Source organism: Rhizobium sp. 01L410, from assembly GCF_056400165.1.
In genome coordinates, this window is sequence record NZ_JBFTST010000009.1 from 203,735 (window position 1) to 229,688 (window position 25,954).

19 protein-coding genes are annotated in these 25,954 nt (G+C 62.0%); 11 read left to right on the plus strand and 8 right to left on the minus strand.

The features are described from left to right. Nucleotides 1-4 precede the first annotated feature (4 nt). Together AC1DV9_RS20625 and AC1DV9_RS20630 are read right to left on the minus strand one after the other, a co-directional pair. Nucleotides 5-937, minus strand: a complete 933-nt coding sequence (locus tag AC1DV9_RS20625; RefSeq protein ID WP_477949860.1) for an ABC transporter substrate-binding protein — start codon at nt 935-937, stop codon at nt 5-7. Between the two features lie 107 nt (nt 938-1,044). Beyond that, complete coding sequence (locus tag AC1DV9_RS20630; RefSeq protein ID WP_112390747.1) at nt 1,045-1,518, minus strand: Lrp/AsnC family transcriptional regulator; 474 nt, start codon at nt 1,516-1,518, stop codon at nt 1,045-1,047. Nucleotides 1,519-1,660: 142 nt separating this feature from the next. On the opposite strand from AC1DV9_RS20630, the gene AC1DV9_RS20635 reads away from it, so the two are divergent. After that, nucleotides 1,661-2,566, plus strand: a complete 906-nt coding sequence (locus tag AC1DV9_RS20635; RefSeq protein WP_112390746.1) for a DMT family transporter — start codon at nt 1,661-1,663, stop codon at nt 2,564-2,566. Nucleotides 2,567-2,609: 43 nt separating this feature from the next. Here AC1DV9_RS20635 and AC1DV9_RS20640 read toward each other — a convergent pair whose 3' ends face one another. Together AC1DV9_RS20640 and AC1DV9_RS20645 are read right to left on the minus strand one after the other, a co-directional pair. Next, nucleotides 2,610-3,224, minus strand: coding sequence for a L,D-transpeptidase (locus AC1DV9_RS20640; RefSeq protein ID WP_112390745.1), 615 nt, complete (start codon nt 3,222-3,224; stop codon nt 2,610-2,612). Between the two features lie 167 nt (nt 3,225-3,391). Beyond that, nucleotides 3,392-5,056: an electron transfer flavoprotein-ubiquinone oxidoreductase gene (locus AC1DV9_RS20645; protein ID WP_477949861.1), complete on the minus strand. Its 1,665-nt coding sequence runs from the start codon at nt 5,054-5,056 to the stop codon at nt 3,392-3,394. 253 nt (nt 5,057-5,309) lie between these two features. On the opposite strand from AC1DV9_RS20645, the gene AC1DV9_RS20650 reads away from it, so the two are divergent. The 3 genes from AC1DV9_RS20650 (at nt 5,310) to AC1DV9_RS20660 (ending at nt 10,744) form a co-directional block, all read left to right on the plus strand. Continuing rightward, nucleotides 5,310-6,098, plus strand: a complete 789-nt coding sequence (locus AC1DV9_RS20650) for an SDR family oxidoreductase (RefSeq protein WP_477949862.1) — start codon at nt 5,310-5,312, stop codon at nt 6,096-6,098. A 189-nt stretch (nt 6,099-6,287) separates the two neighbouring features. Further along, a complete protein-coding gene (locus AC1DV9_RS20655) occupies nt 6,288-7,616 on the plus strand; it encodes an efflux RND transporter periplasmic adaptor subunit (protein WP_477949863.1) in 1,329 nt (442 codons plus the stop codon). Next, nucleotides 7,613-10,744: an efflux RND transporter permease subunit gene (locus AC1DV9_RS20660; RefSeq protein WP_477949864.1), complete on the plus strand. Its 3,132-nt coding sequence runs from the start codon at nt 7,613-7,615 to the stop codon at nt 10,742-10,744. Before AC1DV9_RS20655 ends, AC1DV9_RS20660 begins: the two co-directional genes overlap by 4 nt. 39 nt (nt 10,745-10,783) lie before the next feature. Here the strand turns inward: AC1DV9_RS20660 and blaOXA are convergent, their stop codons facing one another. Further along, nucleotides 10,784-11,593, minus strand: a complete 810-nt coding sequence (gene blaOXA, locus AC1DV9_RS20665) for a class D beta-lactamase (RefSeq protein ID WP_477949865.1) — start codon at nt 11,591-11,593, stop codon at nt 10,784-10,786. A gap of 102 nt (nt 11,594-11,695) precedes the next feature. Between blaOXA and AC1DV9_RS20670 the strand changes: the two genes are divergently transcribed. The 5 genes from AC1DV9_RS20670 (at nt 11,696) to AC1DV9_RS20690 (ending at nt 15,483) form a co-directional block, all read left to right on the plus strand. Next, nucleotides 11,696-12,586, plus strand: coding sequence for a LysR family transcriptional regulator (locus AC1DV9_RS20670; RefSeq protein WP_112540574.1), 891 nt, complete (start codon nt 11,696-11,698; stop codon nt 12,584-12,586). A gap of 142 nt (nt 12,587-12,728) precedes the next feature. Further along, nucleotides 12,729-14,024 carry an Hsp70 family protein gene (locus AC1DV9_RS20675; RefSeq protein WP_477949866.1) on the plus strand — a complete coding sequence of 432 codons (1,296 nt, stop codon included), beginning with the start codon at nt 12,729-12,731 and terminating at the stop codon, nt 14,022-14,024. A 57-nt stretch (nt 14,025-14,081) separates the two neighbouring features. Further along, the gene (locus AC1DV9_RS20680; RefSeq protein ID WP_477949867.1) at nt 14,082-14,966 is read left to right on the plus strand and encodes a uracil-DNA glycosylase; all 885 of its coding nucleotides are present in this window, start codon (nt 14,082-14,084) and stop codon (nt 14,964-14,966) included. Nucleotides 14,967-15,100: 134 nt separating this feature from the next. Next, on the plus strand, nt 15,101-15,292 hold the full coding sequence (locus AC1DV9_RS20685) for a hypothetical protein (RefSeq protein ID WP_112390736.1): 192 nt from the start codon (nt 15,101-15,103) through the stop codon (nt 15,290-15,292). Between the two features lie 41 nt (nt 15,293-15,333). Further along, nucleotides 15,334-15,483, plus strand: coding sequence for a hypothetical protein (locus tag AC1DV9_RS20690; RefSeq protein ID WP_477939725.1), 150 nt, complete (start codon nt 15,334-15,336; stop codon nt 15,481-15,483). Here the strand turns inward: AC1DV9_RS20690 and AC1DV9_RS20695 are convergent. Both AC1DV9_RS20695 and AC1DV9_RS20700 read right to left on the minus strand, forming a co-directional pair. Continuing rightward, on the minus strand, nt 15,480-16,370 hold the full coding sequence (locus AC1DV9_RS20695) for a hypothetical protein (RefSeq protein WP_310297798.1): 891 nt from the start codon (nt 16,368-16,370) through the stop codon (nt 15,480-15,482). The two genes, AC1DV9_RS20690 and AC1DV9_RS20695, sit on opposite strands and share 4 nt — an antisense overlap. Nucleotides 16,371-16,587: 217 nt before the next feature. Continuing rightward, entirely contained in the window at nt 16,588-17,517 is a 930-nt protein-coding gene (locus AC1DV9_RS20700) for a DMT family transporter (protein WP_477949868.1), read from the minus strand. 299 nt (nt 17,518-17,816) lie between these two features. Here AC1DV9_RS20700 and pepN point away from each other — a divergent pair, with 299 nt between their 5' ends. Then, the gene (pepN, locus tag AC1DV9_RS20705) at nt 17,817-20,465 is read left to right on the plus strand and encodes an aminopeptidase N (RefSeq protein ID WP_477949869.1); all 2,649 of its coding nucleotides are present in this window, start codon (nt 17,817-17,819) and stop codon (nt 20,463-20,465) included. Between the two features lie 183 nt (nt 20,466-20,648). Beyond that, complete coding sequence (locus AC1DV9_RS20710; RefSeq protein ID WP_477949870.1) at nt 20,649-22,967, plus strand: PAS domain-containing sensor histidine kinase; 2,319 nt, start codon at nt 20,649-20,651, stop codon at nt 22,965-22,967. On the opposite strand, the gene AC1DV9_RS20715 is transcribed toward AC1DV9_RS20710, so the two are convergent. Next, nucleotides 22,964-25,918, minus strand: a complete 2,955-nt coding sequence (locus tag AC1DV9_RS20715; protein WP_477949871.1) for a bifunctional [glutamine synthetase] adenylyltransferase/[glutamine synthetase]-adenylyl-L-tyrosine phosphorylase — start codon at nt 25,916-25,918, stop codon at nt 22,964-22,966. The two genes, AC1DV9_RS20710 and AC1DV9_RS20715, sit on opposite strands and share 4 nt — an antisense overlap. Nucleotides 25,919-25,954: the final 36 nt, after the last annotated feature.

A 25,954-nucleotide genomic window follows, 5' to 3' on the forward strand; every position in this document is an offset into this window, starting at 1 on the left:
GCGGTTATCCGGCCTTGTAGACTTTGGCGAGGATTTCGCCAGCGATCATCTCGGCGGTCTTCAGGCCGCGGAAGCGCGAGAACTGGTTGCGGTCGACCTCGAAGAGGTTGCCGCTTTTGACAGCCGAGATGTTGGTGAAGGCGCTGTTGCTCTTCCACTGATCGAAGACCGTGCCGCCAGCATCGGTGGCGACCAGGAAGACGTCGGGATTGACGGCGATCAGACGCTCAAGGCTGGCGCCGCTCTCCACCGCATCCGTCGAGTCGATTGCCGGTGTCAGGCCCATGGCCTTGAATACAGAGCCGGTGAAGGATGCCGATGTGTGAAGGCTCATGGAATCGGCATTGGCAACCGCCAGCAGAAAGCGGCGTTTCTCGCCTGCCGGGATCTTGGCAACGAGGGCGGCGATCACCGCATCATGATCGGCAACGGCCTTTTCACCCTTGTCTTTTTCGCCGAGCGCATCGGCGATGGTCACCACGCCTTCCTTGATCGTCTGGTAACTGCCCTCCCAGCTGTTCAGCACGATCGTCGGCGCAATGGCGCTCAGCTGCGCGTAGATTGCCGAATGACGGAGCTGGTCGGCGATGATCAGATCTGGTGCGAGCGCGCTGACGAGTTCGAGATTCGGCTCAAGACGGGTACCGACGGAGCTGTACTCGACCTTCTTGCCGAGCAGCTGCTCGATGCGCTTCGGCTGGTTGTCGTCGGTAATGCCGACAGGCACGACGCCGAGCGCATCCAGCGACTGAACGAAGGAGAATTCGAGCGCCACGATGCGCTGCGGCTTGCCGGTGATTTCGGTCGAACCCAAGAGATGGGTGATGGTGCGTGCGGCGTTATCGGCCAGCGCCGGAGCGGCGACAGTGGCTGCGGCGGCAGCACCAAGGAGAAGGCCGAACTGGCGGCGAGAAATCGAATTCTGAAACAGGCCCATGTCAAACTCCCAGCTGAAAACAGCAGCGGGGCGTTGATCCCCGCTCTCAAATTTCCGCTACAGAATTGACGCCGACACTTCAAGTAAAGTTTACAAAAATAATCACCTTATTTTGCGTCCGGCAATTTCAGGGCTCCATGGGTCTTCATGCTGCGGATCGCGAAGTTCGAGCGGATGTCGCTGACATTCGGCAATGTCAGCAGCGTCTCGGTTAGCAGACGCTCGTAGGCGGCCAGATCTTCGACCACGACCTCGGCCAGGAAATCTGCCGTGCCCGATATCAGGAAGCAGGAGACGATTTCGGGAATGGCAAGGAGCGCCGCCTGCTGCGCCTCGGAATTCTCGCGGGTGTGGTGCGCCACCTTGAACTCGACGAAGACGGTGAGGCCGAGGCCGACTTCCTTGCGGTCGATATCGGCACGGTAACCGCGGATGACCCCTGCTTTTTCGAGGTTGCGGATGCGGCGAAGGCAGGGAGACGGCGAGAGGTTGACCTTCTCGGCAATCTCCACGTTGGTGGCCCGCGCATCCTCCTGAAGGCACTTCAGAATAGCGATATCGAATTTATCAAGATTTGGCATATCCGCTCATTTCCAGCGACCATGTTGGCATATCATTGCTGATACCATGATCTGGAAGCCATAGATAGCAAGGACATGCCCCGGCCTTCCGGCCTATCCTTTTCTCAACCGGAAATGATCCGGACGTGCGGAGGATAGCGCGATGACCAGCTTCACCATCACCAATGAAAAGTCTCCTTCCCTCATTCCCGGCTATATCGGCGGAACCGTCACGGTGCTCATCTGGGCGTCGTGGTTCCTGGCGACCCGCCATAGCGCCGCAACGCCGCTTGGCTCGCTCGATATCGGGCTGATCCGCTACGGCATTCCGGCGCTGGCGCTGGCGCCGGTGTGGCTGAGGACCGGGCTGTTGCCGAAGGGCGTGCCGCTGCATCTGCTGGCGCTGATGGTTGCCGGCGCCGGTGCCGCGTTTTTTCTGCTGACGACGCTAGCGATCCATTCGACGCCCGCCGCCTCATCCGGCATCCTGCTCGGCGGCTCGATGCCGCTGGCGACAGCCCTAATCGGCATCGTCATCTTCGGCGAACGGCCCGACCTGACCCGCAAGCTCGGCCTTGCCGCCATCGTCGGCGGTGTGCTGATCCTGCTGTTGCGCAGCCTGTCGGATGCCTCGCTGCCGTGGACGAGCTTCGTCCTGCTCCCGGCCGGCGCAGTGTTATGGGCGAGCTATACGCATGCCTTCCGCCGCAGCGGCCTGACCGCTCTGCAGGCAAGCGCCCTGATCGCCATCTGGTCGTTCCTCATCATCGGCGTGCTTGCGCTGATCTTCGGCACCTCGCTGTCAAAGGCGAGCACCGCCGATATCGGCCTGCAGGTGCTGAGCCAGGGCGTGCTTTCAGGCCTCGTCGCGATGCTTGCCTATGGCACGGCGGTCAAGACGCTCGGTGGCACGCAGGCTGCGGCTTTCACGGCGCTGACGCCCGTGCTGGCGACGATAGGCGGAAGCGTGTTTCTCGGAGAGCCGGTCGGCATTGCCGAAATTGCCGCCGCCGTCATGACGGGCATCGGCGTGGCGCTCTCGACCGGGATTGCCGCCAGACGGCATTGACCGAATCGAACAATGAAAGCCCGGCATTGCCGGGCTTTCCCGTTCAGGCCTGGATGACGATGACCTTGGCGCCGGGCAGCACGCGATCATAGAGATCGATGACATCGTGGTTCAGCATGCGGATGCAGCCGCTCGACATGGCGAGACCGATCGATTGCGGCTGGTTGGTGCCGTGAATGCGGAAATGGGTGTCGTTGCCACCGCGGTAGAGATACATGGCCCGCGCCCCGAGCGGATTGTTGGGGCCGCCCGGCATGCCGCCGGCGAGCTTGCGATAGCGCGCCTCGCGGCGCTGCATGTTTTCGGTCGGTGTCCAGGTCGGCCATTCGGCCTTGCGCCCGACATAGGCGTTGCCCGCCAGCGCCAGCCCTTCCCGGCCCACACCGACGCCATAGCGCATCGCCTGCCCATCACCCAGAATATAATAGAGACGGCGGGCCGGCGTATCGACGACGACCGTGCCCGCAGCCTGATCCGAGACATAAGCGACCTGCTGACGGCGCAGGTCGGGATCGAGCTTTTCGAGCGGCATTGCGGGAAGCGGAAATTTCTCTGCCGGAAGCGCTGCGTAATTGGCGCGATGATCAGGACCGCTGGAAGCGCATCCCGCCAGAAGAGCGGAGAGGCCCATTACGAAGCCACGGCGGGAGATCTGCATTCAGACGGTCCTTAACATCAGGTTGATGCCCTGAAGTTAAGGAAAACATGGTTAATACGCAGTTAAACAGATGCCGCGCGGCGCAACAAGTAAGGCCGAAAAGTGGCGATACCGGCAGTTTTCACGGGCATGTGATCAAGTCCCATGCGCCACCCTGAGGTGCAGCCTCACATATTCGGATAGACCGGCCCCTCACCGCCCTGCGGGGGAACCCAGTTGATGTTCTGGTTGGGATCCTTGATGTCGCAGGTCTTGCAGTGGACGCAGTTCTGGGCGTTGATGACGTAGGTCTCCTGGCCGTCCTTCTCCACCCATTCATAGACGCCGGCCGGACAGTAGCGGGTCGAGGGACCAGCATAGATGTCGTGCTCGGACGACTTCTGCAGCGCCATGTCCTTGACCTTGAGATGAACCGGCTGGTCCTCCTCGTGATTGGTGTTCGACAGGAACACCGAGGAGAGACGGTCGAAGGTGAGCACGCCATCCGGCTTTGGATAATCGATCTTCTTGTGCTGGGCGGCCGGTTCCAGCGACTGCGCATCGGTCTTGCCATGCTTCAGCGTGCCGAAGAAGGAGAAGCCGAACAGGGTGTTGGTCCACATGTCGAGACCGCCAAGGCCGATGCCGACGAGCGTGCCAAACTTCGACCACAGCGGCTTGACGTTGCGGACCTTCTTCAGGTCCTTGCCGATATCGGTCTTGCGCCATTCGTTCTCGATCTCGATGATCTCGTCATTGGCGCGGCCCGCCGCGATCGCCGCGGCGATCTTCTCGGCCGCCAGCATGCCAGACAGCACCGCATTGTGGCTGCCCTTGATGCGGGGAACGTTGACGAAACCGGCCGAGCAGCCGATCAGCGCTCCACCCGGGAAGGTCAGCTTCGGCACCGACTGGTAGCCGCCCTCGGTGATGGCGCGGGCGCCGTAGGAGAGCCGCTTGCCGCCTTCGAAGGTGGTGCGGATCGCCGGATGCGTCTTGAAGCGCTGGAATTCCTCGAAGGGATAGAGATAGGGGTTCTTGTAGTTCAAGTGTACGACGAAGCCGACGGCGACCATATTGTCTTCGAGATGGTAGAGGAACGAGCCGCCACCGGCGGCCATGCCGAGCGGCCAGCCGAAGGAGTGCTGCACCAGGCCCTGCCTGTGGTTCTCGGGCTTGACCTGCCAGAGTTCCTTGATGCCGATGCCGAATTTCTGCGGTTCGCGGTCTTTCTGCAGATCGAACTTGGCGATCAACTGCTTGGCAAGCGAGCCGCGCACGCCCTCGCCGATCAGCACATATTTGCCGAGCAGTTCCATGCCGCGGGTAAAGTTCGGGCCGGGCTCGCCGTTGCGCTCGACGCCCATGTCACCGGTGGCGACACCGATGACCGCGCCCTCGTCATTGTAGAGCACTTCGGTGGCGGCAAAGCCCGGATAGATCTCGACGCCGAGCGCTTCTGCGTGGCCCGCCAGCCAGCGACAGACGTTACCAAGCGAGACGATGTAGTTGCCGTGATTGTTCATCAGCGGCGGCATCAGCACGTTCGGCAGGCGGATCGAGCCGGCCGGGCCGAGCACTAGGAAATGGTCGGCATTCACTTCGGTCTTGAACGGATGGTCGCTCTCGCTGCGCCAGTCCGGCAGCAACCGGTCGATGCCGATCGGATCGACGACGGCGCCAGAGAGGATATGAGCACCGACTTCAGCACCCTTCTCCAGCACCACGACCGACAGTTCCGGATTGACCTGCTTCAGCCGGATCGCCGCAGACAGACCAGCCGGCCCGCCGCCGACGATCACAACGTCGAATTCCATGCTTTCGCGTTCCGGAAGCTCTGTCGTCTCGGTCATCTTCGTTCGGTCTCCGCTCGGCCGCCGCCGCGGCTCATTCCCCAATCTGGGCTAATCTCTTGTCAAAACCGGAAAGCATTGTCGAGCCGGTAAGCGACAGCCAATCTCCCAATTCGCACAATGATTTCCTTCATGCGCATAAACCTATTGAACGTTTACGTTCACGTCAATTATACGGCGTGATTTTCTCGTTGATCCGCTTTTCTTTCCGCCTGCCCGCGCCTTATACAAAGGCACACCATTGGAGGATATCATGGATCTCGCCATCAAGGGCAAACGCGCACTCGTTCTGGCATCGTCACGCGGATTGGGCCAAGGCATCGCGGTCGCCTTGGCGCGCGAAGGCGCGAATGTCCTGCTGTGCGGACGCAGCGGCGAGCAGCTGGACGCCAACTGCAAGGCGATCAATACCGAGGGCAATGGCAGAGCCGATTGGATCTGGGCCGACCTCGGCGACGAGAACTTCGTGCAAACGGTAACGTCAGCCGTCAGCGACAAGTTCGGCGGCCTCGATATCCTGGTCAACAACACCGGCGGACCGACGCCGGGCACCACCGAGGACATGACGGCCGAAAAGCTGGAAACCTATTTCTTCTCGATGGTGCTGCGGGTCATCACGCTGACCAATGCGCTGCTTCCCGGCATGAAGCAGCAGGGCTGGGGCCGCATCCTGACGGTCGCCTCCTCGGGCGTGATCGAACCGATCGCCAATTTGGCACTGTCGAACACGCTGCGCCCTGCCCTTGCCGGCTGGAGCAAGACGCTCGCCTCCGAAATCGCCAGCTACGGCGTCACCACCAATCTGCTGCTTCCCGGCAGCATCCTGACCGGCCGCCTCGACGAACTGGATGGTGCGGCAGCAAGACGCACCGGCCGCGCGATGGATGAAATCCGCTCGGAAAAGGAAGCGCGCATTCCCGTCGGGCGCTATGGAAAGGTCGATGAGTTCGCGGCCACCGCAGCATTTTTGTGCAGCGAACCAGCAAGTTACATCACAGGCTCGCTGATCCGTTGCGATGGTGGAGCGGCACGGTCGGTATAGTCGACCGATGTAGCGATCCAGTATATATTAGAGCCGGACTAATATTACCGAATGTTCATTACGAAAATTTAAGCTGTTATAAACGCTTAGTGATCGTAAGCGGCGAATAGTGTCTTTTTTGCGCCGCAAAATAGGCGGCTCATTTAGAGCATAAATTTCGCCCCATTCTGTTCAAAACCGGTCTCGCTCATGAAGAAATTCTGGATCACAGTCAGCATCGTCGCAATCGCCGCCGCCGGTATCTGGCAGTTCGGCAATCGCATCCCCTATGCACAGCAGGTTCCCTATCTTTCGAAACTGATCAAGCAACCTGCCGCCCATGGCCCAGGCAAGGGAGATGGCAGTGCCAAAGGCGGCGATCAGCAGGCAGCGGCCGGCGATACGGCAGCATCCGGCAGTCAGGCCGGCGGCAATGGCGGACATCGCCGCGGCGGTGCAGGCGGTCCGGCTGTGGTCAAGACTGTTGCCGCAGCTCAGGCGGCCCTGCCGATCGACGTTGCCGCTTCCGGCTGGGCGGTCGCCGACGACAACACGACGATCGCCGCGCAGGAGCAGGGCCAGATCGTCGGCGTCAGCGTCCAGGACGGCGCAACGGTCAAGGCCGACGATCTGATCGCCAAGCTCGACGACCGGTCGGCCAAGGCCGCCGTCGACAAGGATCGGGCAATGATCGTCCGCGATCAGGCAACACTCAGCGGCGCAGAGATCGCCTTGACCCGCGCACAGGACCTCGCCGACCAGAAGGCAGGCACCCAGCAAAGCTCCGATCAGGCCAAGGCGACCCGCGATAGCGCCGCCGCCACCGTCGAAGCCGACAAGGCCACCCTCGCCGCCGACCAGATCACGCTCGACCACACCGAAATCCGGGCGCCGTTCGACGGACGCCTCGGGGACGTGACGATCAGCAACGGCGCCTTCGTCAATGCAGGCTCGGCCATCGTCACCATCGCCAAATACGACCCGATCTATGTTCAGTTCAATCTGCAGGAACGCTATCTCAAGGAGCTGAAGACTGCGCTGGCTGCCGGTCCGGTCGATGTCAGCACTGCTCCGGATTCCACCAAAGGTGAAGTCCGCAAGGGCGCCGTCAGCTTCTACGACAATATCGTCGACAAAGCCTCCGGCACGATCGCCGTCAAGGCGCGTTTTGAAAACGCCTCGGGCGCGCTCTGGCCCGGCCAGTCGATCAACGTCGTCGTGCATTTCGACAACAAGGACCAGCAGATCGTCGTACCGACCGTGGCGGTCAACCCGGGACCGACCGGTTTCTTCGCCTTCGTCGCCAAGGACGGCAAGGTCCAGCTGACACCGGTGACGGTCGCCCGTTCCAATGGTGGTTTTTCGGCCATCTCGTCGGGGCTTTCGGCAGGCGACCACGTGGTCGTCGAGGGCCAGGGCAACTTGAACGACAAACAGGCGGTCAACGAACAGTTCGACGACAAGGCACTCAACGTGGCCTCGGCCGCCGACAGCTTGCAGCAGCAAACAGGCAACGCCACCGCGGGGACTGAGGAATGATTCCGAACTTCTGCATCCAGCGTCCCGTCGCCACGACGCTTCTGGCGATCGGCGCTATTCTGGCCGGCCTTGCGGGATACCAGCTGATCCCGGTCGCCGCCCTGCCACAGGTCGACTTCCCGACGATCAACGTTTCGGCCCAGCTGACCGGCGCCTCGCCACAGACAATGGCGACATCGGTTGCGACACCGCTGATCAAGCAATTCGAGACCATTCCCGGCATCAGCGAAATCAGCGCATCGAGCTCGCTCGGCAATACCAGCATCGTGCTGCAGTTCGATCTGAACCGTGACATCGATGCGGCTGCAGCCGACGTCCAGGCGGCGATCTCCCACGCCACCCGGCAGCTGCCTGACAACCTGACGACGCCGCCGAGCTATCGCAAGACCAACCCGGCCGACGCGCCCGTCATGCTGATGGCGGTGCAGAGCGATACGATGCCGCGTAGCAAGCTCGACGAGATTGCCGAAGACATCATTTCGCCGTCGCTCTCGACGCTGCCGGGCGTTGCCCAGGTATCGGTATTCGGCGCACAGACCTATGCCGTTCGCGTCGAGGTCGATCCCAGCAAGCTTCAGGCCCGTGGAATCGGCATCGACACGGTGAATAAGGCCATTGCCGCCGCCAACAATCAGAGCCCGGTCGGCACGCTGCAGAACAGCTCCCAGACGATGACGATCAATGCGAATACGCAGCGCGTCAACGCCGACCAATTCCGCACGCTGGTCATCGCCTCGCCGAATGGCGCAGCGATTCACCTCAGCGACGTGGCAAATGTCGAGGACAGCGTCGAGAACCAAAATACCGGCAGCTGGTATGACGGCAACCGCGGCATCATCCTGGCCATCCAGCGCCAGCCGGACGCCAATACCGTCGATGTCGTTGATGCGATCAATGCCAAGCTGCCGCAGTTGCATGCGGAAATTCCGCCATCGGTCAAAACCGTGGTGATGAACGACGCAGCAAAGCCGATCCGCGCAGCCATCACCGACGTCAAGTTTACGCTGTTGCTGACGATCGGCCTCGTCGTGCTCGTCATCTATCTGTTCACCGGTCATCTGACGGCGACAATCATTCCGGGCCTTGCCGTTCCGCTGTCGCTGATCTCGACCTTCGGCATGATGTATGTACTTGGCTACAGTATCGACAACATCTCGCTGCTCGGGCTGACGCTCGCGGTGGGTCTCGTGGTCGATGACGCGATCGTCATGCTCGAAAACATCCTGCGCCATGTCGAGGAGGGAATGCCCGTCCGCGAAGCGGCGATCAAGGGTTCCGGCGAAGTCAGCTACACGATCATCTCGATGTCGGTTTCGCTGATCGCCGTCTTCATTCCTATCCTGTTGATGGGTGGCGTCGTCGGACGCGTCTTCAACGAGTTCGGCATGGTCGTTGCCATCGCCATCGTCGCCTCGGCGATCGTCTCGCTGACGGTAACGCCGATGCTCGGCTCGCGGCTTTCCGAAGGCCACAGCCGCCCGCCGCTTCTGGTACGGCTCTTCGATGCGGGCTTCGAACGGACCCTTCACGGTTACGACCGCGCAGTCGCCTGGTGCCTTCGGCATACCATGACCGTCATCGGCGTGTTCTTCGCCTCGGTGGCGCTGACCATCTACCTGTTCATGACACTGCCTTCGAGCTTCTTCCCGCAGGAAGATATCGGACGCCTGCAGATCTCCACGCAGGCCCGCCAGGACATCTCCTATTCGGCCATGGAAGCCCTGCAGAAGCAGGCAGCCGCGGCCGTCAAGGCCAACAGTGCCGTCAATCATGTGATGTCCACGGTCGGCGGCAATGCGCAGAAGCCTCTGAACAACGGCACGATCTATGTCGAGCTGAAGGACAAGGACCAGCGCGTGCCGCTTGAGCAGACCCTGCGCGAACTGCGCTCGTCGCTCAACAAGATCCCCGGCCTGCAGGCCTTCGTCACCCCGAACCAGAGCCTGCGCTTCGGTGGCCGGCAGACGGCGAGCCAGTATCAGCTGATCGTTCAGGCACTCAGTGCCGACACGACCAATCTCTGGGCCGGCAAGATGGTGACCGCGCTCCGCCAGGATTCGCGTTTCACCGACGTGACGACCGACGCGCAGAACAATGCGCTGCAGGCCAACATCGTCATCGACAGCGAGAAGGCCGCAGCCTTCGGCATCGATAACGATCTGCTGCGCACCACGCTGCAGGAAGCCTTCAGCAGTTATACGGCAGCCGAGATACAGTCGACCGGCGACAGCTACGATGTCATCGTCGAATACGATACCGGCAAACCCTGGGACGATCAGAAGCTGTCGGAGATCAACGTCGCATCGGCCAACGGCACGCTGGTTCCGCTATCGAACTTCGCGCATGTCCAGCGGACCACCGGCCCCGTTACCATCAACCAGACCGGCCAGCTCGTCTCGACGACGGTCTCCTTCAACCTGCCCGCCGGCGAATCCCTCAGCGATGCGACGGCGGCAATCGACCAGATCAAGCATGATATGAACATGCCTGCCGACGTGTTCACCAGCTACGGCGGCACCGCGCAGATCTTCGAACAGTCGCAGGGCAACACGCCTTATCTGATCCTGGCGGCGATCCTGACGATCTATGTGGTGCTTGGCGTTCTCTACGAGAGCTTCATCCATCCGCTGACCATTCTGTCGGGCCTCCCGGCAGCGGCACTCGGCGCGCTTCTGGCCCTGAAGGTCATGGGGCTCGACCTGTCGATCATCGCGCTCATCGGCCTGCTGATGCTGATCGGTATCGTCAAGAAGAACGCGATCATGATGATCGACGTGGCGCTGGAGAACCTCCGATCGACCAAGATGTCACCGGCGGAAGCGATCCACGAGGCTTGCGTGCGGCGTTTCCGGCCGATCATGATGACGACCTTCTGCGCCATGCTCGGTGCCCTGCCGATCGCCCTCGGCTCGGGCGCCAGCTCGGAGCTGCGCCAGCCGCTCGGCATCGCCGTCGTCGGTGGTCTGATCGTCTCGCAGGCGCTGACGCTGTTCATCACGCCGGTGATCTTCGTCCAGATGGGCCGCTTCGAGACCTGGCTCAAGCAGCGCTTCAGCCGCAAGCCGGCACATGAGGCGCCCGCCAACGAGGATGGCGAACCGGAGACCCGGGCGGTTGCCGCCGAATAAGACGACAAGAAAGGGCGCCTCTCCGGGCGCCCTTTTCGCTTAACGGCCTTCGACCAGCTTCGGCAGATCGGCGATCAGCGCATCGCGCGTTTCGAAGCTGATCGGATTGCCACGATAGCGATGATTGCCGATAGAAAGCCTTGCGAAGACCAGACGCCGGTCGCCCCTCACCGCCCAGCCGACGAACCAGCCGAGCGGCCGCTCCAAATTGGTCTCGCCCTTGCTGTTGCGCAGCCAGCCGGAACCGGTCTTGCCCTGGATCGTCCAGCCATCGGCGGCTTGAAAGCGGGGAACGATCGCCTCCGTCTTCTGGCGCGCCTCCTCCGATATCGGCAGCTCGCCGCGCCGGAAACGCAGCAGGAAGCGTGCCTGCTCTTCCGCCGAAATCTTCAGCGACGACATCAGCCAGGCCTGCGTCAGCCCGCCGGACACATTCTCGTTGCCGTAGCCGAAGCCCGTGACATAGCGGGCAAAGGCGCGGTCTCCGAGCTTCGTCGTCAGATCCTGCGAGAACCAGACGACGGAATCACGCAGCCAGACTGCCGGATCGGTGTCCTTTCGCTCGATCTTGCGCTGCCGCTGCAGTTCCGGCCGGTAGCGCCAAAGGGGATTGTGCCCATCGACCAGAATACCAGCGTCATAGCCCATCATGGCCAAGGGCAGTTTGAACGTCGATTGCGGATAGAATCCCTGATCGCAATTGCCCTGGCGGAAAATGGTCTCGCCGGTCCTTTCGTCGAGAATAAGGGTGCAGCGGATCGGATCGCCGGCCAGGGCTGCATCCACATTGCCGAGAAGCGCCGAAATGCCGAGTGAAAAGGCGAGAATAAGAGATTTTAAAACTGCCACTGCCGTGCTCCATGTGGTTCGACACGGCTTTCTAGGCCGGCTTGCGAGGCCCGATCAAACGATGATATCTGCGGTCAGGCATGAATTGAATTAGGCCATCTCATGGTTCGACCCTACCTTCCCCTCAACGCCCTGCGCGCTTTCGAGGCAGCTTCCCGGCATCTGAGTTTTACCCGAGCGGCCATCGAACTCTGCGTCACGCAGGCCGCGGTCAGCCATCAGGTGAAGCTTCTGGAGCAGCGCCTCGGCGTTACCCTCTTCCGCCGCCTGCCGCGCGGGTTGATGATCACCGAGGAAGGACTGGCGCTGCTGCCGGTGCTGCGCGAATCCTTCGACCGGATGGCCGACATGCTGGAGCGTTTCGAGGGCGGGCAGCTGCGCGAGGTGCTGAAGCTCGGCGCCGTCGGCACGCTGGCGGTCGGCTGGCTGCTGCCGCGGCTGGCCGACTTCCGTGCGAAGTTTCCCTATATCGATCTCCGGCTTTCGACCAACAACAACCGGGTGGATATCGCCGCCGAGGGCCTCGACTACGCAATCCGCTTCGGCAACGGCGCCTGGCACGATATCGAGGCCGAAGCGCTGTTCGAGGCACCGCTCTCCGTGCTCTGCATTCCACCGATCGCCCGCACGCTGAAAACCCCTGACGACGTTGCCCGGCAGACGCTGCTGCGCTCCTACCGCACCGACGAATGGCCAAGCTGGTTCGAGGCCGCAGGCGTCGAGCCGCCACCGATCCTCGGGCTGGTCTTCGATTCGTCGGTACTGATGGTCGAGGCAGCGATGCAGGGCGCCGGTGTGGCGCTCGCCCCGCCGCTGATGTTCTCGCGGCAACTCGCCGCCGGCGAAATCGAGCAGCCTTTCCCTGTTTATATCTCCAAGGGCAGCTACTGGCTGACCCGCCTGAAATCGCGGCCGGTGACGCCGGCGATGGAGACCTTCCGCCGGTGGATGCAACAGATGTCGGAGGAGACGCAGACAGCCGCTCCGGCCTGATTCTGCGGGTTGCTTTCGCCGCCGTCCTATGCGATCACCCGCGCTCTCAAAAATTCGCAGGGCGCGCAGATGCGCCGCCCTTTTCGCATCCGGGCAGGTTCCCGGTCCAAGACATTTTGACGGATATTGAAGGAGCACGGCCATGGCACGGGCGCTCGGGCTTGATTTCGGCACGACCAATACGGTTCTGGCAATGGCGGATGGCGCCAATGCGACGCATTCCATGAGTTTCACCAGCGCGGCAGGCACGGCCGACAGCATGCGAACCGCCCTCTCCTTCATGAAGGACGCGCAGCTCGGCGCTTCGGCGCTCAAGGTCGAAGCGGGCGCGGCAGCGATCCGCCAGTTCATCGACAATCCCGGCGACTGCCGCTTCCTGCAGTCGATCAAGACCTTTGCTGCCAGCGCCCTCTTCCAGGGCACGCTGATCTACGGCAAGCGCCAGAGCTTCGAAGACCTGATGGAAGTCTTCATCCGGCGGCTGCGGGGCTATGCCGACGACAACTGGCCGTCCGATGTCAGCCGCATCGTCGCCGGCCGCCCGGTGCATTTTGCCGGCGCCTCCGCCGATCCCGCATTGGCGACGGACCGCTACAACGAGGCGCTGTCGCGCTTCGGCTTTCCTGAAATCCACTATGTCTACGAACCGGTCGCAGCCGCCTTCTACTTTGCGCAGAACCTGACGTCCGACGCCACGGTGCTGGTCGCCGACTTCGGCGGCGGCACGACGGACTATTCGCTGATCCGCTTTGAAACCATTGCCGGCAAGCTCACCGCCACGCCGATCGGCCATTCCGGCGTCGGCATCGCCGGCGATCACTTCGACTACCGCATGATCGACAATGTCGTCGCGCCGCAGATCGGCAAGGGGAGTCATTTCAAGAGCTTCGACAAGATCCTTGAGGTGCCGTCGAACTACTATTCCAGCTTCGGCCGCTGGAACCAGCTGTCGATCTTCAAGACCTCGCGCGAGTTCGAAGACCTGAGAAAGCTGGTGCGTACCGCGCTCGAGCCCGAGAAGCTGGAGATCTTCGTCGATCTCGTCGATCACGACGAGGGCTACCCGCTCTATCAGGCGGTGTCGGCGACGAAGATGGCGCTCTCGGCCGAAGAAGAAGCAGCCTTCGACTTCGCGCCGCTTGGCCGAGGCGGACAGCGCACCGTCAAACGCAAGGATTTTGAAACCTGGATCGCCGACGATCTCAGCCGCATCGAAGGCGCGCTTGATGACGTGCTGGAGAAGACGCAGACCAAAGCGGAAACTATCGACAAGGTCTTCCTCACCGGCGGCACATCCTTCGTACCAGCCGTTCGGCGGATCTTCACCGAGCGCTTCGACAGGGACAAGATCGAGAGCGGCGGCGAGCTGCTGTCAATCGCCCACGGTCTCGCGCTGATCGGCGAACGTGACGACATTTCGCAATGGACTGTGCAATAGGCCGCCCGGCCATTGGCAGCACTTTCATTGGCGCTGCCGCTCCGCTAAGGTCGCCAGATGATCTCCGCAAACGACCTCTCCCCGGCCGAGCTCGCAGCGCTTCTGCATTTCCATGCGGATGCGGGCGTCGAGTGGCTGCTGGAAGAGGAGGCGGTCGATCGCTTTGCCGAGTTCGAAGCGATGAAGGCGGCGAGACGGGCAGCAGCCCCGCAGCAATCCTCTCCTGCAAGCCAGCCTCAGCCTCAGGAACGGGCGGCACCGCAGCGCCAGGCGCCGGCCGCGGCAGCATCTTCGGCGTCGAGGCCTCAGCCTGCCATTCCGGACGGTGAAGCCGTGCAGCAGGCGCGCTTTGCCGCCGAAAGCGCCCGCTCGCTCGCCGAACTGAAAACTGCGCTCGAAGCCTTCAACGGCTGCAATCTGAAACACAGCGCCCGCTCGACCATCTTTGCGACCGGCGATGCGGCGCACGGCATCATGGTGATCGGATCGGCGCCGAGCGCCGAGGACGATCGCGAAGGACAGCCCTTCGCAGGCCGCCCAGGCACGCTGCTCGACAAGATGCTCGCAGCGATCGGCCTGGACCGTTCCAGCATCCTGCTGACCCAGGTCATCCCCTGGCGGCCGCCCGGCAACCGTGTGCCGTCGGCGGCGGAGATGGATATCTGCCGGCCCTTCATCGAGCGGCAGATCGCTCTGGCGGAGCCAAAAGCCATCCTGCTCTTCGGAAATTTCGCGGCTCGCGTCTTTTTCGGCGAGACGGACACCATTCATGGCCTGCGCGGCCAGTGGAAGGACATCGGTGCCGGCACCCTGACGGTTCCGGCTTTGGCGACATTGCATCCGCAGGACTTGCTGACCGCACCGGTCAATAAGCGCTTGGCCTGGAACGATCTTTTAGCGTTTCAGCAGAAACTGCGCGACCTCGATCTGATTACAAAATAGCCAATCTTAAAGATTTTATGAATGAACCCATGCGTAAGACGCATGCCTGCGTCTCGTTTAGGTGCATTGCAGAATCAATGCTGCGCTGCAATATATACTCGTGTCTTGGGAGGAATCTGACAGGAACCAAGGCAATGAACACACGTTTTCGTCCAATACACTGCGGGTTTGAAACCCTGCGCCTCGCCGGCGGCCCGATCCGCACCACGCAAGGCTATAGCCGTCTCGGCTTCGCAACCAACGAACAGATGATCGCCCGCGGCACCGGCATCACCGGCCGCACGACGCGTCCAGCTGCGATCTTCGCCGACTTCCAGGAATATTGAGTTACCGCGCCGCCCAACAGGGCGCGCGGATGGAGTTTAGCATGTCTGCCGTCATCATCTCGCTGCTTCGCAATATCGAAACCATCGAGCACATTCGTGCCGCGGTCTGCGCTGCAAAGGAATATGAGCGCGAGCTTAGCGCCAGCGAGCCCGTGACCCCAGTCAAGGACATTGCCGCGATCGCGCTCTAGGCGCAGACGGCAAACCTGACGGGATCCTGCTCGATCTGCGTCTTCGCAAATTCGAAAGCCTGATCGACATAGGCGAACTTGATCGCCTGCCAGCCGCAATAATTCTGCAGAAACGCCTTGGAAAGCCAGAGCTGTGTCTTCTTCGGCTCGTCGTACCAGCCGAGGCATCCCTGCTGCACGGCCTTGGCAAACAGCCGCTGCAGGTGCGTCCGCGACATCATGAAATCGCCTGCCAGATTGCGCGTCTCGATGCGTCCGACGCTGTAGCGTTCGCCGTCACAGCTCTGCAGATCGATCCTCGATATCAGATGATCGACCACCATGCCGCCAGCTTCGGTCCAAAGGAACAACCCCACCTGCTCCGGCGGCTCGCGCCAGCCGTCGTTGTGCAGGCAATTCTCCGCGATCAGCGGATGGGCAAGGCGCATCAGCTCCGGATTGGCTTGGAAACAGGCCGCACGGTTGCCCTCATCGATCAGATCGAGTGCAGTCAGGTTCGACAGAAACCATCCATACATCGCCTGATGACTGACCTCGGCAGGCTCGAAATGGCGCGGCCGCCGGCGTTCCTCGCCCGGCGTATGGGCAATGAAGCGATAGGTCAGCAGTTCATCGATGAAATTCAGCACCGTGTTGCGGCTCGCCACCTTGTAATCGGTGATGCGCGCGGTCAGTGCCACGGCGGTAAAGCCTGTCGATGCATCCTCGGGATCGTGCTGGAGGCTTAGCGCATAGGCGGTCTGGGTCAGCAGCCAGCGCTGGTGTGAAGCGAGAAGCCTGGCAAGACGCGGGGCGGCATCGAACATCCCGCGCATGTCGCCCGCGAGTAGCCGGATTGAAGCCAGGAAGTTCGGGTGGTGCGCCAGTTCGTCAGCCGAAAATGCCATAAGCGCCCCCGCTCGCAAGCCAGCTTCCGGAGCTACCAGCCTTCGGGACAATTCAGTCCTTTTTGGTGGCCATTCGCATATGCAAGGCTTTGAATAAATCAAACTTCGTCAGCTTCATCAATCATATTCAAGGCGGCTTTGGTATCCTAAAATTTCGCCAGTATATTCCCGCTGGAGAGGTGCAATAGGATCGGAATCAACTCCGTCCAGCAAGCGGTCAGCCGCCTGCGCGCCGGGCATTTCTGCGCTCCAGACCGAGCCGGTGTTCGCGGTGAATGATGTAGACACCGGCCGCGATGACGATAGCGGTGCCGACCATCATGTGGCCGCCGGGCACGTCGCCAAAGACGAAATAGCCGATGACGCCACCGAGCAAAATCGACGTATACTCGAATGGCGCGATGGTCGAGACATCGGCATGCCGGTAGCTCTCCGTCAGCAGGATCTGCGCCACCCCGCCGCAAAAGCCGGCACCGACGAGAAACAGCGTCGTCTCGAGATCCAGCGAGTACCAGCCGAAAGGCAGCGTCAGCAACGAGCAGAGCGAGGCGATCATCGAGAAGTAGAGAACGATCGTCGCCGTGCGCTCCTCCTCCACCAGCTTGCGAACCTGGATCATCGCCATGCCGGCGAGCACCGCCGAGAGCAGCACGCAGATGGCGCCGACCGCCTGTTCCGTCTCCATCCCGCCGGCGCGAAACAGCGTCAGCTTTGGCCAGGAAACGATCGCCACCCCGATAATGCCGAAGAACACCGCGCTCCAGCGGTAAAGCCGCACACGTTCCTTCAGGAACACCGCAGCGAAGATGACGGCAATCAGCGGCGTGGCGTAGCCCAGCGCAATCGCTTCAGGCAGCGGCAGGTGCATCAGCCCGTAGAAGCCGAAGCCCATAGAGATGATGCCGATCGTGCCGCGTTTCACATGACCGATCGGATTGGCGGTGTAGAAAGCAGCCTTCAACTGACCGCGATAGGCGAGATAGGCCATGATCGGAAACAGCGCGAAGAACGAGCGGTAGAAGGTCACCTGCCCCGGCGCGATACCGGTTCCCGTCAGCTTGATGAAGGTCTGCATGCCGAGAAAGACGACAACCGACGAGACCTTCATCAGGATCCCCCTCATCGGGTTTCTCAAAACCGATTCCATGTCTTCCCAAGCTCGATGGCGGCTGATGTTCCAAGGCAGGAGGATACCGCCCGACTCGGCGGCACGGTGGCGTGTGACGGCATGGTAACGAAAGAACGGCGGCGATGGGGAAAATTTCCAGCGAAAAGCGAAATTCGAGGAAGTGTCAGGAAAAGTCCGGCGCACGGGCCGAAAAGAAAGCTCAGTGGCCTTTGCTTTAAGTTTAGTTCAGACTTTAATGTAATCATCGCCCCCAAAATTTACGGCGGGGATTCCGTTCCTGTCACGGTCATATCGTTAAAGGTCTTCAGGGAACACTTATGCGTACAGACACAGGCCAGGTCATTAACCTGGCAGACTACCGGCCCACCGATTTCGTGCTTGAGCGCGTGGACCTGACCTTCGAACTCGACCCGACGGAGACCAAGGTCGAGTCGCGGCTGATCTTCCACCGGCGCGAAGGTGCAGATCCGAAGGCGCCGCTGATCCTTGACGGCGACGAACTTTCTCTGTCCGGCCTGCTGTTCGACCAGATCGAGATGCCCGCGGCGCAATATTCTGCGACGCCGGATGGTCTCACGGTTCGCGATCTCCCGGCCACCGAGCCTTTCGAACTGACGATCACCACGATCATCAATCCTTCCGAAAATACCCAGCTGATGGGCCTCTACCGCACCGGCGGTATCTACTGCACGCAGTGCGAGGCCGAAGGCTTCCGCCGCATCACCTATTTTCCGGATCGTCCCGACGTTCTGGCGCCCTACACGGTCAACATCATTGCCGAGAAGGCCGCTAACCCGTTGCTGCTGTCAAACGGCAACTTCCTGGGCGGCGCCGGTTATGGCGAAGGCAAGCATTTTGCCGCCTGGTTCGATCCGCATCCGAAGCCGAGCTATCTCTTCGCGCTGGTTGCCGGCGACCTCGGCATCATCGAAGACACGTTCACGACGAAAAGCGGCCGCGACGTCGCGCTGAAGATCTATGTCGAGCATGGCAAGGAGCCCCGCGCGGCCTACGCCATGGACGCGCTGAAGCGCTCGATGAAGTGGGACGAAGAGGTCTTCGGCCGCGAATACGATCTCGATATCTTCATGGTCGTCGCCGTCTCCGACTTCAACATGGGCGCCATGGAGAACAAGGGCCTCAACGTCTTCAACGACAAATACGTCCTTGCCGACCCCGAGACCGCGACCGATGCCGACTACGCCAATATCGAGGCGATCATCGCGCATGAATATTTCCACAACTGGACCGGCAACCGCATCACCTGCCGCGACTGGTTCCAGCTCTGCCTGAAAGAAGGCCTGACGGTTTATCGCGATCACGAGTTCTCCTCAGATCAGCGCTCCCGCCCGGTCAAGCGCATCGCCGAAGTGCGCCACCTGAAGTCCGAGCAGTTCCCGGAAGACGGCGGCCCGCTCGCCCATCCAGTTCGCCCGACGAAATACCGTGAAATCAACAACTTCTACACGACGACGGTCTACGAGAAGGGCAGCGAAGTCACGCGCATGATCGCGACGCTGCTCGGCAAGAAGCTCTTCAAGAAGGGCATGGACACCTATTTCAAGCGCCATGACGGCGAAGCGGTGACGATCGAGGATTTCGTCAAGTGCTTCGAGGACGCCAGCGGTCGCGATCTCGCGCAGTTCTCGCTCTGGTACCATCAGGCCGGCACGCCGCTCGTCACCGCCTCGGGCACCTATGACGCCAAGGCCAAGACCTTCACGCTGCAGCTCGAGCAGGTGGTTCCCGCAACGCCCGGCCAGGCCGACAAGAAGCCGATGCATATCCCGCTCAGCCTGGCGCTGTTTGCCGAGAGCGGCAAGGCGATCAAGCCGAAGTCGGTCGAAGGCGCCGAATATGCCAACGAGGTGCTGCACCTGACCGGCAAGACGCAGACCGCCGTCTTCCATGGCATCGCCTCGCGCCCGGTCGTGTCGATCAACCGCAGCTTCTCAGCGCCGATCAACCTGCATTTCGATCAGGCCCCGGCCGATCTCGCACTGCTCGCCCGCCACGAGACCGATCATTTCGCCCGCTGGCAGGCGCTGACCGATCTGGCCTTGCCAAACCTCCTCAAGGCCGCCCGCGACGCCCGTGATGGCACGGCGGTCGCCTGCGAACAGACCTTTGTCGACGCCCTGCTCGCAGCCGCCTCCGACGACGCGCTGGAGCCAGCATTCCGCGCCCAGGCGCTGGCGCTGCCGAGCGAAGCCGATATCGCCCGCGAACTCGGCGGCAATAACGATCCCGACGCGATCCATGCCGGCCGTCAGGCCGTGATGAAGCAGATCGCCGAACAGGGTGTCGCGATCTTTGCAAACCTCTTCGAGACTATGACGACATCGGGCGCCTTCAGCCCGGATGCAGCGAGTGCCGGACGGCGCGCGCTGCGCAATGCCGCCCTCACCTATCTCTCCTACGCAGAGAACACGCCGGTTCGTGCCAAGGCCGCCTTCGACGCCGCCAACAACATGACCGAGCAGTTGCACGCCCTGACACTCCTGGCACACCGTTTCCCTGACAGCGCCGAGGCCGTCAGCGCTCTGTCGGCCTTCCGCGACCGCTTTGAAGAGAATGCCCTCGTCGTCGACAAGTGGTTCTCGGTCCAGGCGACGATCCCGGGTGCGGCGACACTCGACCGCGTCAAGAAACTGATGGACAGCCCGCTCTTCAAGCGTACGAACCCGAACCGGGTCCGGTCGCTGATCGGCACCTTCGCCTTCACCAATCCGACCGGCTTCGGCCGTGCCGATGGCGAGGGCTATCGCTTCCTCGCTGGCGAGATCCTCGATATCGACCAGCGCAATCCGCAGCTGGCTGCCCGCATCCTCACATCGATGCGCTCCTGGCGCTCACTGGAGCCGGCGCGGGCCGATTTCGCCCGTTCGGCTCTGATGGAGATAGAACGCGCGCCTGGCCTTTCGAGCGACGTGCGCGATATCGTCGAGCGGACGCTCAAGGGGTGATTTGCGAAGGCGAGGTCCGGCAGCTTGTGCCCGGACCTCGCGAGACTCACCAAAAAATCAGCACTTATAAATAGTTAACAGATTTTTACCTTTGCCTCTGGACACGGCGAATCAGGAATGATTCATTGAGTCAGGTTCGAGCGAGCGGCGCATCGAATCACACGAGGGATCAAGGTTATCACGATGATGAACGTGCGGCGGGCAACTGCGGCCCAAGGACGGCTGCGTGTCGATTTGGGTTCGCTCCGGGCATGGCCGCAGGCCACCCGAGGCCCTCGTCCGGTCGCGCGCCAAGCCGGCGCACCGCGTCTTCCACAGGTCGAAACCATCTTGAAGCGTGCCATTCCGGCGCTGATCGTCGCCTTTCTGTCCGTTGTCGCCGCCTCGCACATCTTCGGGATGATGTCGGAATATTCGCGGATGGGCGCCGCCGCCCGTCATGCGACATCGCTTTCGGCCGCCGCCGCTGCAGCAGTCTTTTCCGACGCTGGTGACCTGTTCGACGCAGGCAATGGCGCCGAAGCGCAGGCGCGGCTTTCCAAGTTCCTTCCCCAGGACCGGCTCGACAGCGGCTCCTTCATCCTGCTGGTTCAGTCGAGTGGCAAGGTCTTTGCAGCCTCTGCAGCCGGCGTTTCGTATGTCGGTTCCGATGTCGGCGACTTCTTCCCCGAAGTCTCGGCGATCCGCCGCTTCGGCGATCGCGCCGGCGTCATCGAAACGACGATCAGCGGCGATCCCCACTATGCCGAGATCAGCCTCGTCGGCTCGTCCGGCGGCTATATCATCGCTGCCACCTCGCTGGATCAGATCGGCAAGCTCTGGCGCGAGGAGCTGACGCTCAACGTCACATTGTTTGCCGGCATTTCTTCGATCCTGCTCGTCATCCTCTATGCCTATTACATGCAGGTGAAGCGGGCCCGCGATGCCGACGATATCTTCGTCGAATCCAACCAGCGCGTCGAAACCGCACTGTCCCGCGGCCGTTGCGGCCTCTGGGATTTCGATTTCGAGAACCGCGAATTCTTCTGGTCGCGCTCGATGTACGACATGCTCGGCCTGCCCGGCTCCGACAAGACGATGTCCTTCAACGAGGCGGCCCGCCTGATGCACCCTGAGGACGGCGGCCTGCACGAGATCGCCCGTTCGATTGCCAAGGGCACGTCCGGCCAGGTCGACCAGATCTTCCGCATGCGCCATGCCGCCGGTCACTATGTCTGGATGCGCGCCCGCGCCCAGATGATCCGCAGCAATTCCGGCCGCATGCACATGATTGGCATCGCCATGGACGTCACCGAGCAACACCGCCTCGCCCAGCGCTATGCCGAAGCCGACCAGCGCCTCGCAGACGCCATCGAGTGCACCTCGGAAGCCTTCGTGCTCTGGGACAAGAACGACCGTCTGGTGATGTGCAACGCCCATTTCCAGCAAGCCTACGGTCTTCCTGACAGCGTGCTCGTGCCCGGCACCGAGCGCAGCGTCGTCAACGCCGCCGCCGCCCGCCCGGTGATCGAGCGCCGCATGGTCGATCCGCATGGCGCCGGCCACTCGCGCACCGCCGAAGTCCAACTTGCCGACGAGCGCTGGTTGCAGATCAACGAGCGCCGCACCCGCGACGGCGGCATGGTCTCCGTCGGCACCGACATCACGCTTCTGAAGCGCAACCAGGAACGCCTGCGCGACTCCGAGCGTCGCCACGTCGCGACGATCGGCGACCTCAAGTCCTACCGCGCCACGCTCGAAGACCAGAAGGCCGCGCTCTCTGTCGCCAACGCCAACTATCTCGCCGAAAAGGAACGCGCCGAGGCCGCCAACAAGGCCAAGTCGGAATTCCTCGCCAACATGTCGCATGAGCTGCGCACGCCGCTGAACGCCATCCTCGGCTTCTCCGAAATCCTGCAGGATCAGATGTTCGGCCCGCTCGGCTCGCTGAAATACGACGAATATGCCCGCGATATCCACGACAGCGGCAAGCACCTGCTGAATGTCATCAACGACATCCTCGACATGTCGAAGATCGAGGCCGGCCACATGAAGCTGCATCGCGAGACGATCGATCTCGCGCCGCTGATCGAGGAAAGCCTGCGCTTCACGGCCATCCCGGCCGCCGAAAAGAACATCGTCATCGAGCAGCGTCTCTGCGATGGCATGACGCTGACGGCCGACCGCCGCGCCATGAAGCAGATCATGCTCAACCTGCTCTCCAACGCCGTGAAGTTCACCAACGACGGCGGCCGTATCGCACTGCGCACCCGCCGCGATGCCAAGGGTGTTGTGATCACCATCGCCGATACCGGCATCGGCATTCCGCGCAAGGCGCTGTCGAAGATCGGCCAGCCCTTCGAGCAGGTGCAGAGCCAGTATGCCAAGAGCAAGGGCGGTTCGGGCCTCGGCCTGGCGATCTCCCGCTCGCTGGCGGCGCTGCATGGCGGCAACATGCGCATCCGTTCGCGCGAGGGCCGCGGTACCGCCATCACCTTCCGCATTCCCGATGTGATCCGCTAGGCCTTCAGGACCGCCTGAAAGATCTTGCGCACCGCCTTCGACAGCCGCTTCACTTCGCTTTCCAGCGTCTTGATATCCGGGCAGTCGCCGGCCCGGCAGACGAGCTCGACCAGCCCCGATGGGGCTTCCTTCGGATCGAACAGCCCGTCGATGCAGAGGCGGATCAGCTGCGAGAGCTCGGTGTAGAGGTTGAAAGCCTCAAGGCAGGTGTCGAGATCGGCAGGCGCCATCAGCCTGTCGCCAAGCGCCTTCAGCGCCTCGCCCGTATTCAGCCCGTTGACCTTCACGGCATCGCCCTTGGCAGGCGCAATCAGCGCCAGATATTGCGCGATGAACTCGATATCGATGACGCCGCCCGGGATGAGCTTCAGGTCCCAGCCGTTCTCCGGCGCCTTCTCCTTGTCGATCAGGTCACGCATCTCGCCGACATCGCGCGCCACCTTGGCCGTATCGCGCTTCTGCGACAGCACATCGGAAATGATCCGCTCGGCAGCTTCCGTTAAGCTCGCATCGCCGCAGATCAGCCGCGCCCGGCTGAGCGCCATGTGCTCCCAGGTCCAGGCTTCCTCGCGCTGGTATTTCTCGAAGGAATTGATCCGCGTCGCCACCGGCCCCTTGTTGCCGGAAGGGCGAAGCCGCATGTCGACCTCATAGAGAATGCCCTCTGCCGTCGGTGCCGAGAAGGCCGCGATCAGTCGTTGGGTGATACGGGTGAAATAGCGCACGGCATCGAGCGGCTTCTCGCCATCGGATTCGCCAGCGGTGTCGTCGTAGTCGTAGAGCAGGATCAGGTCGATATCGGATCCCGCAGTCAGCTCGAAGCTGCCGAGCTTGCCCATGCCGGCGACGGCCACCTTGCCGCCCGGGAAGCGGCCATGCGCCGCCTCGACCTCTTTCAAAACGCCGTCCAGCGCCGCCTCGATGATCAGGTCGGCAAGATGGGTAAAGGCCCGCGCCGCCATCGCGCCGTTGATGGCGCCTGTCAGCAGCCGGATACCGATCAGGAAGCGTTGCTCCGCCGCAAAGATGCGCAGCCGGTCGAGCAGTTCCTCATAATAGCGCGCCTGCACCAGAGACGCCTTCAGGCGTTCACCGAGATAATCGCGCGTCGGCAGCTCCGCCATCAGGCCGGGATCGAGCATGCCGTCGAAAACATGCGGCTTGGCGGCGATCACCTCGGCAAGCTTCGGCGCCGACGACATGATGTTGACGATCAGTGACAGCAGCGCCGGATTGCTGCCGAGCAGCGAGAAAAGCTGGATGCCCGAAGGCAGCCCTGAAATGAAGCTGTCGAAACGCAGCAGCGCCTCGTCCGCCCTCTTGCTCTCGCCGAAAACCCGCAGGAGCTGCGGCGTCAATTCCGTCAGCCGCTCGCGCGCCTCGACCGATTGCGTCGCCCTGTAGCGGCCATAGTGCCAGGTCCGGATGATGCGTGAAATATCCGACGGGCGCTGGAAGCCCATCTTCTTCAGCGTCTCCAGCGTATCCGGATCGTCGTTCTGGCCGGTGAAGACAAGATTGCCGGTGTCGGTCGAAAGCTTGTTTTCCTGTTCGAACAGCCGCGCATAGCGCCGCTCGACGGTCCTGAGCTTATCGACCAGCTTTTCCGAAAAACTCGACGTGTCACTGAAGCCCATCATGAAGGCGATGCGTTTCAGGTCGGCTTCGGTCTCCGGCAACAGATGCGTCTGCTCGTCGCGGACCATCTGGATGCGGTGCTCGACATCGCGCAGGAACCAGTAAGCATCCGTGAGCTCGTCGCGGGTCTCCGCATCGATCCACTTGGCCTTGGTCAGTTCGGCCAGCGTCTCCTCGGTGCCGCGGCTGCGCAGCACCGGCATGCGTCCGCCGGCAATCAGCTGCTGCGTCTGCGCGAAGAACTCGATCTCGCGGATCCCGCCACGCCCCAGTTTGACATTGTGCCCTTTGACAGCAATCGCCCCGTGGCCCTTGTGCGCGTGGATCTGCCGCTTGATCGAATGAATGTCGGCAATCGCCGCATAGTCGAGATATTTGCGGAAGACGAATGGCACCAGGCCGCGCAAAAAATCCTCGCCGGCCGCAAGGTCGCCCGCGACGGGCTTGGCCTTGATGAAGGCCGCACGCTCCCAATTCTGCCCCCTGCCCTCGTAATAGATCATCGCCGCATCGAAGGAGATCGCCAGCGGTGTGGATCCCGGATCCGGCCGGAGACGGAGATCGGTGCGGAATACATAGCCGTCGGCAGTGCGCTCCTGCAGGATGCGCACCAGCCGCCGCATCAGCCGCGGAAAGATCTCGATCGCATCGTCAGGGTCGGGAACGATCCCCGCCTGCTCGTCAAAAAACACGACAAGGTCGATATCGGAGGAATAGTTGAGTTCGGAGGCGCCGAGCTTGCCCATGCCGAGCACGATCAGGCCCGAGCCTTCGTTCGGCTTGCCGGTATCCTTGATCACAAGCTTGCCGCTCTCATGCGCCGACATCAGCAGATGATCGATCGCCGCGGCAACCGATGCTTCGGCGAGAGCGCTCAGCCAACCCGTCGTCTGGCGGCCGTCGAATATCCGCGCGAGATCGGCCAGCGCCACCAGGAAGGCCACCTTGCGCTTGATCCGCCGCAGGCGGGTCATCACCACGGATTCCGCCGGAAACACACCCTCCTCCGCCTGCCAGCTATCGCGCGCCTCTTTGATCAGCGCCTCGATCTGCGGCTCCAGCGGCGCGGAGATCGCCGCGGCCAGGATGTCGTTGTCGATATTGGCGGCGTCCCGGAGATAGGGCGACAGCGTGAAGGCCGCGGCGATGAAATCGCAGAGCGGACCACCTGCCTTCAGCATCGCGGCGACAGCCGGCTGCTCGCGGCCGATCTCGGCGAGATCGGTCATCGCCAGCTTCAGTTCGGACTGGTTGAGCGGCTTCAACGCCGCGCCTGCAGCGTCCTTCAGCAGATGTGTCGATTTCTTCAGCATCCCACCTCCCGGCAGCGCCACGCCGGAATCGCGTTT

Bases quoted from the DNA above. Each gene is read 5' to 3' on its own strand.
- AC1DV9_RS20625 (WP_477949860.1), bottom strand. From the start codon at position 937: ATGGGCCTGTTTCAGAATTCGATTTCTCGCCGCCAGTTCGGCCTTCTC.
- AC1DV9_RS20630 (WP_112390747.1), bottom strand. From the start codon at position 1,518: ATGCCAAATCTTGATAAATTCGATATCGCTATTCTGAAGTGCCTTCAG.
- AC1DV9_RS20635 (WP_112390746.1), top strand. From the start codon at position 1,661: ATGACCAGCTTCACCATCACCAATGAAAAGTCTCCTTCCCTCATTCCC.
- AC1DV9_RS20640 (WP_112390745.1), bottom strand. From the start codon at position 3,224: ATGCAGATCTCCCGCCGTGGCTTCGTAATGGGCCTCTCCGCTCTTCTG.
- AC1DV9_RS20645 (WP_477949861.1), bottom strand. From the start codon at position 5,056: ATGACCGAGACGACAGAGCTTCCGGAACGCGAAAGCATGGAATTCGAC.
- AC1DV9_RS20650 (WP_477949862.1), top strand. From the start codon at position 5,310: ATGGATCTCGCCATCAAGGGCAAACGCGCACTCGTTCTGGCATCGTCA.
- AC1DV9_RS20655 (WP_477949863.1), top strand. From the start codon at position 6,288: ATGAAGAAATTCTGGATCACAGTCAGCATCGTCGCAATCGCCGCCGCC.
- AC1DV9_RS20660 (WP_477949864.1), top strand. From the start codon at position 7,613: ATGATTCCGAACTTCTGCATCCAGCGTCCCGTCGCCACGACGCTTCTG.
- AC1DV9_RS20670 (WP_112540574.1), top strand. From the start codon at position 11,696: ATGGTTCGACCCTACCTTCCCCTCAACGCCCTGCGCGCTTTCGAGGCA.
- AC1DV9_RS20675 (WP_477949866.1), top strand. From the start codon at position 12,729: ATGGCACGGGCGCTCGGGCTTGATTTCGGCACGACCAATACGGTTCTG.
- AC1DV9_RS20680 (WP_477949867.1), top strand. From the start codon at position 14,082: ATGATCTCCGCAAACGACCTCTCCCCGGCCGAGCTCGCAGCGCTTCTG.
- AC1DV9_RS20685 (WP_112390736.1), top strand. From the start codon at position 15,101: ATGAACACACGTTTTCGTCCAATACACTGCGGGTTTGAAACCCTGCGC.
- AC1DV9_RS20690 (WP_477939725.1), top strand. From the start codon at position 15,334: ATGTCTGCCGTCATCATCTCGCTGCTTCGCAATATCGAAACCATCGAG.
- AC1DV9_RS20695 (WP_310297798.1), bottom strand. From the start codon at position 16,370: ATGGCATTTTCGGCTGACGAACTGGCGCACCACCCGAACTTCCTGGCT.
- AC1DV9_RS20700 (WP_477949868.1), bottom strand. From the start codon at position 17,517: ATGGAATCGGTTTTGAGAAACCCGATGAGGGGGATCCTGATGAAGGTC.
- pepN (WP_477949869.1), top strand. From the start codon at position 17,817: ATGCGTACAGACACAGGCCAGGTCATTAACCTGGCAGACTACCGGCCC.
- AC1DV9_RS20710 (WP_477949870.1), top strand. From the start codon at position 20,649: ATGATGAACGTGCGGCGGGCAACTGCGGCCCAAGGACGGCTGCGTGTC.
- AC1DV9_RS20715 (WP_477949871.1), bottom strand. From the start codon at position 25,918: ATGCTGAAGAAATCGACACATCTGCTGAAGGACGCTGCAGGCGCGGCG.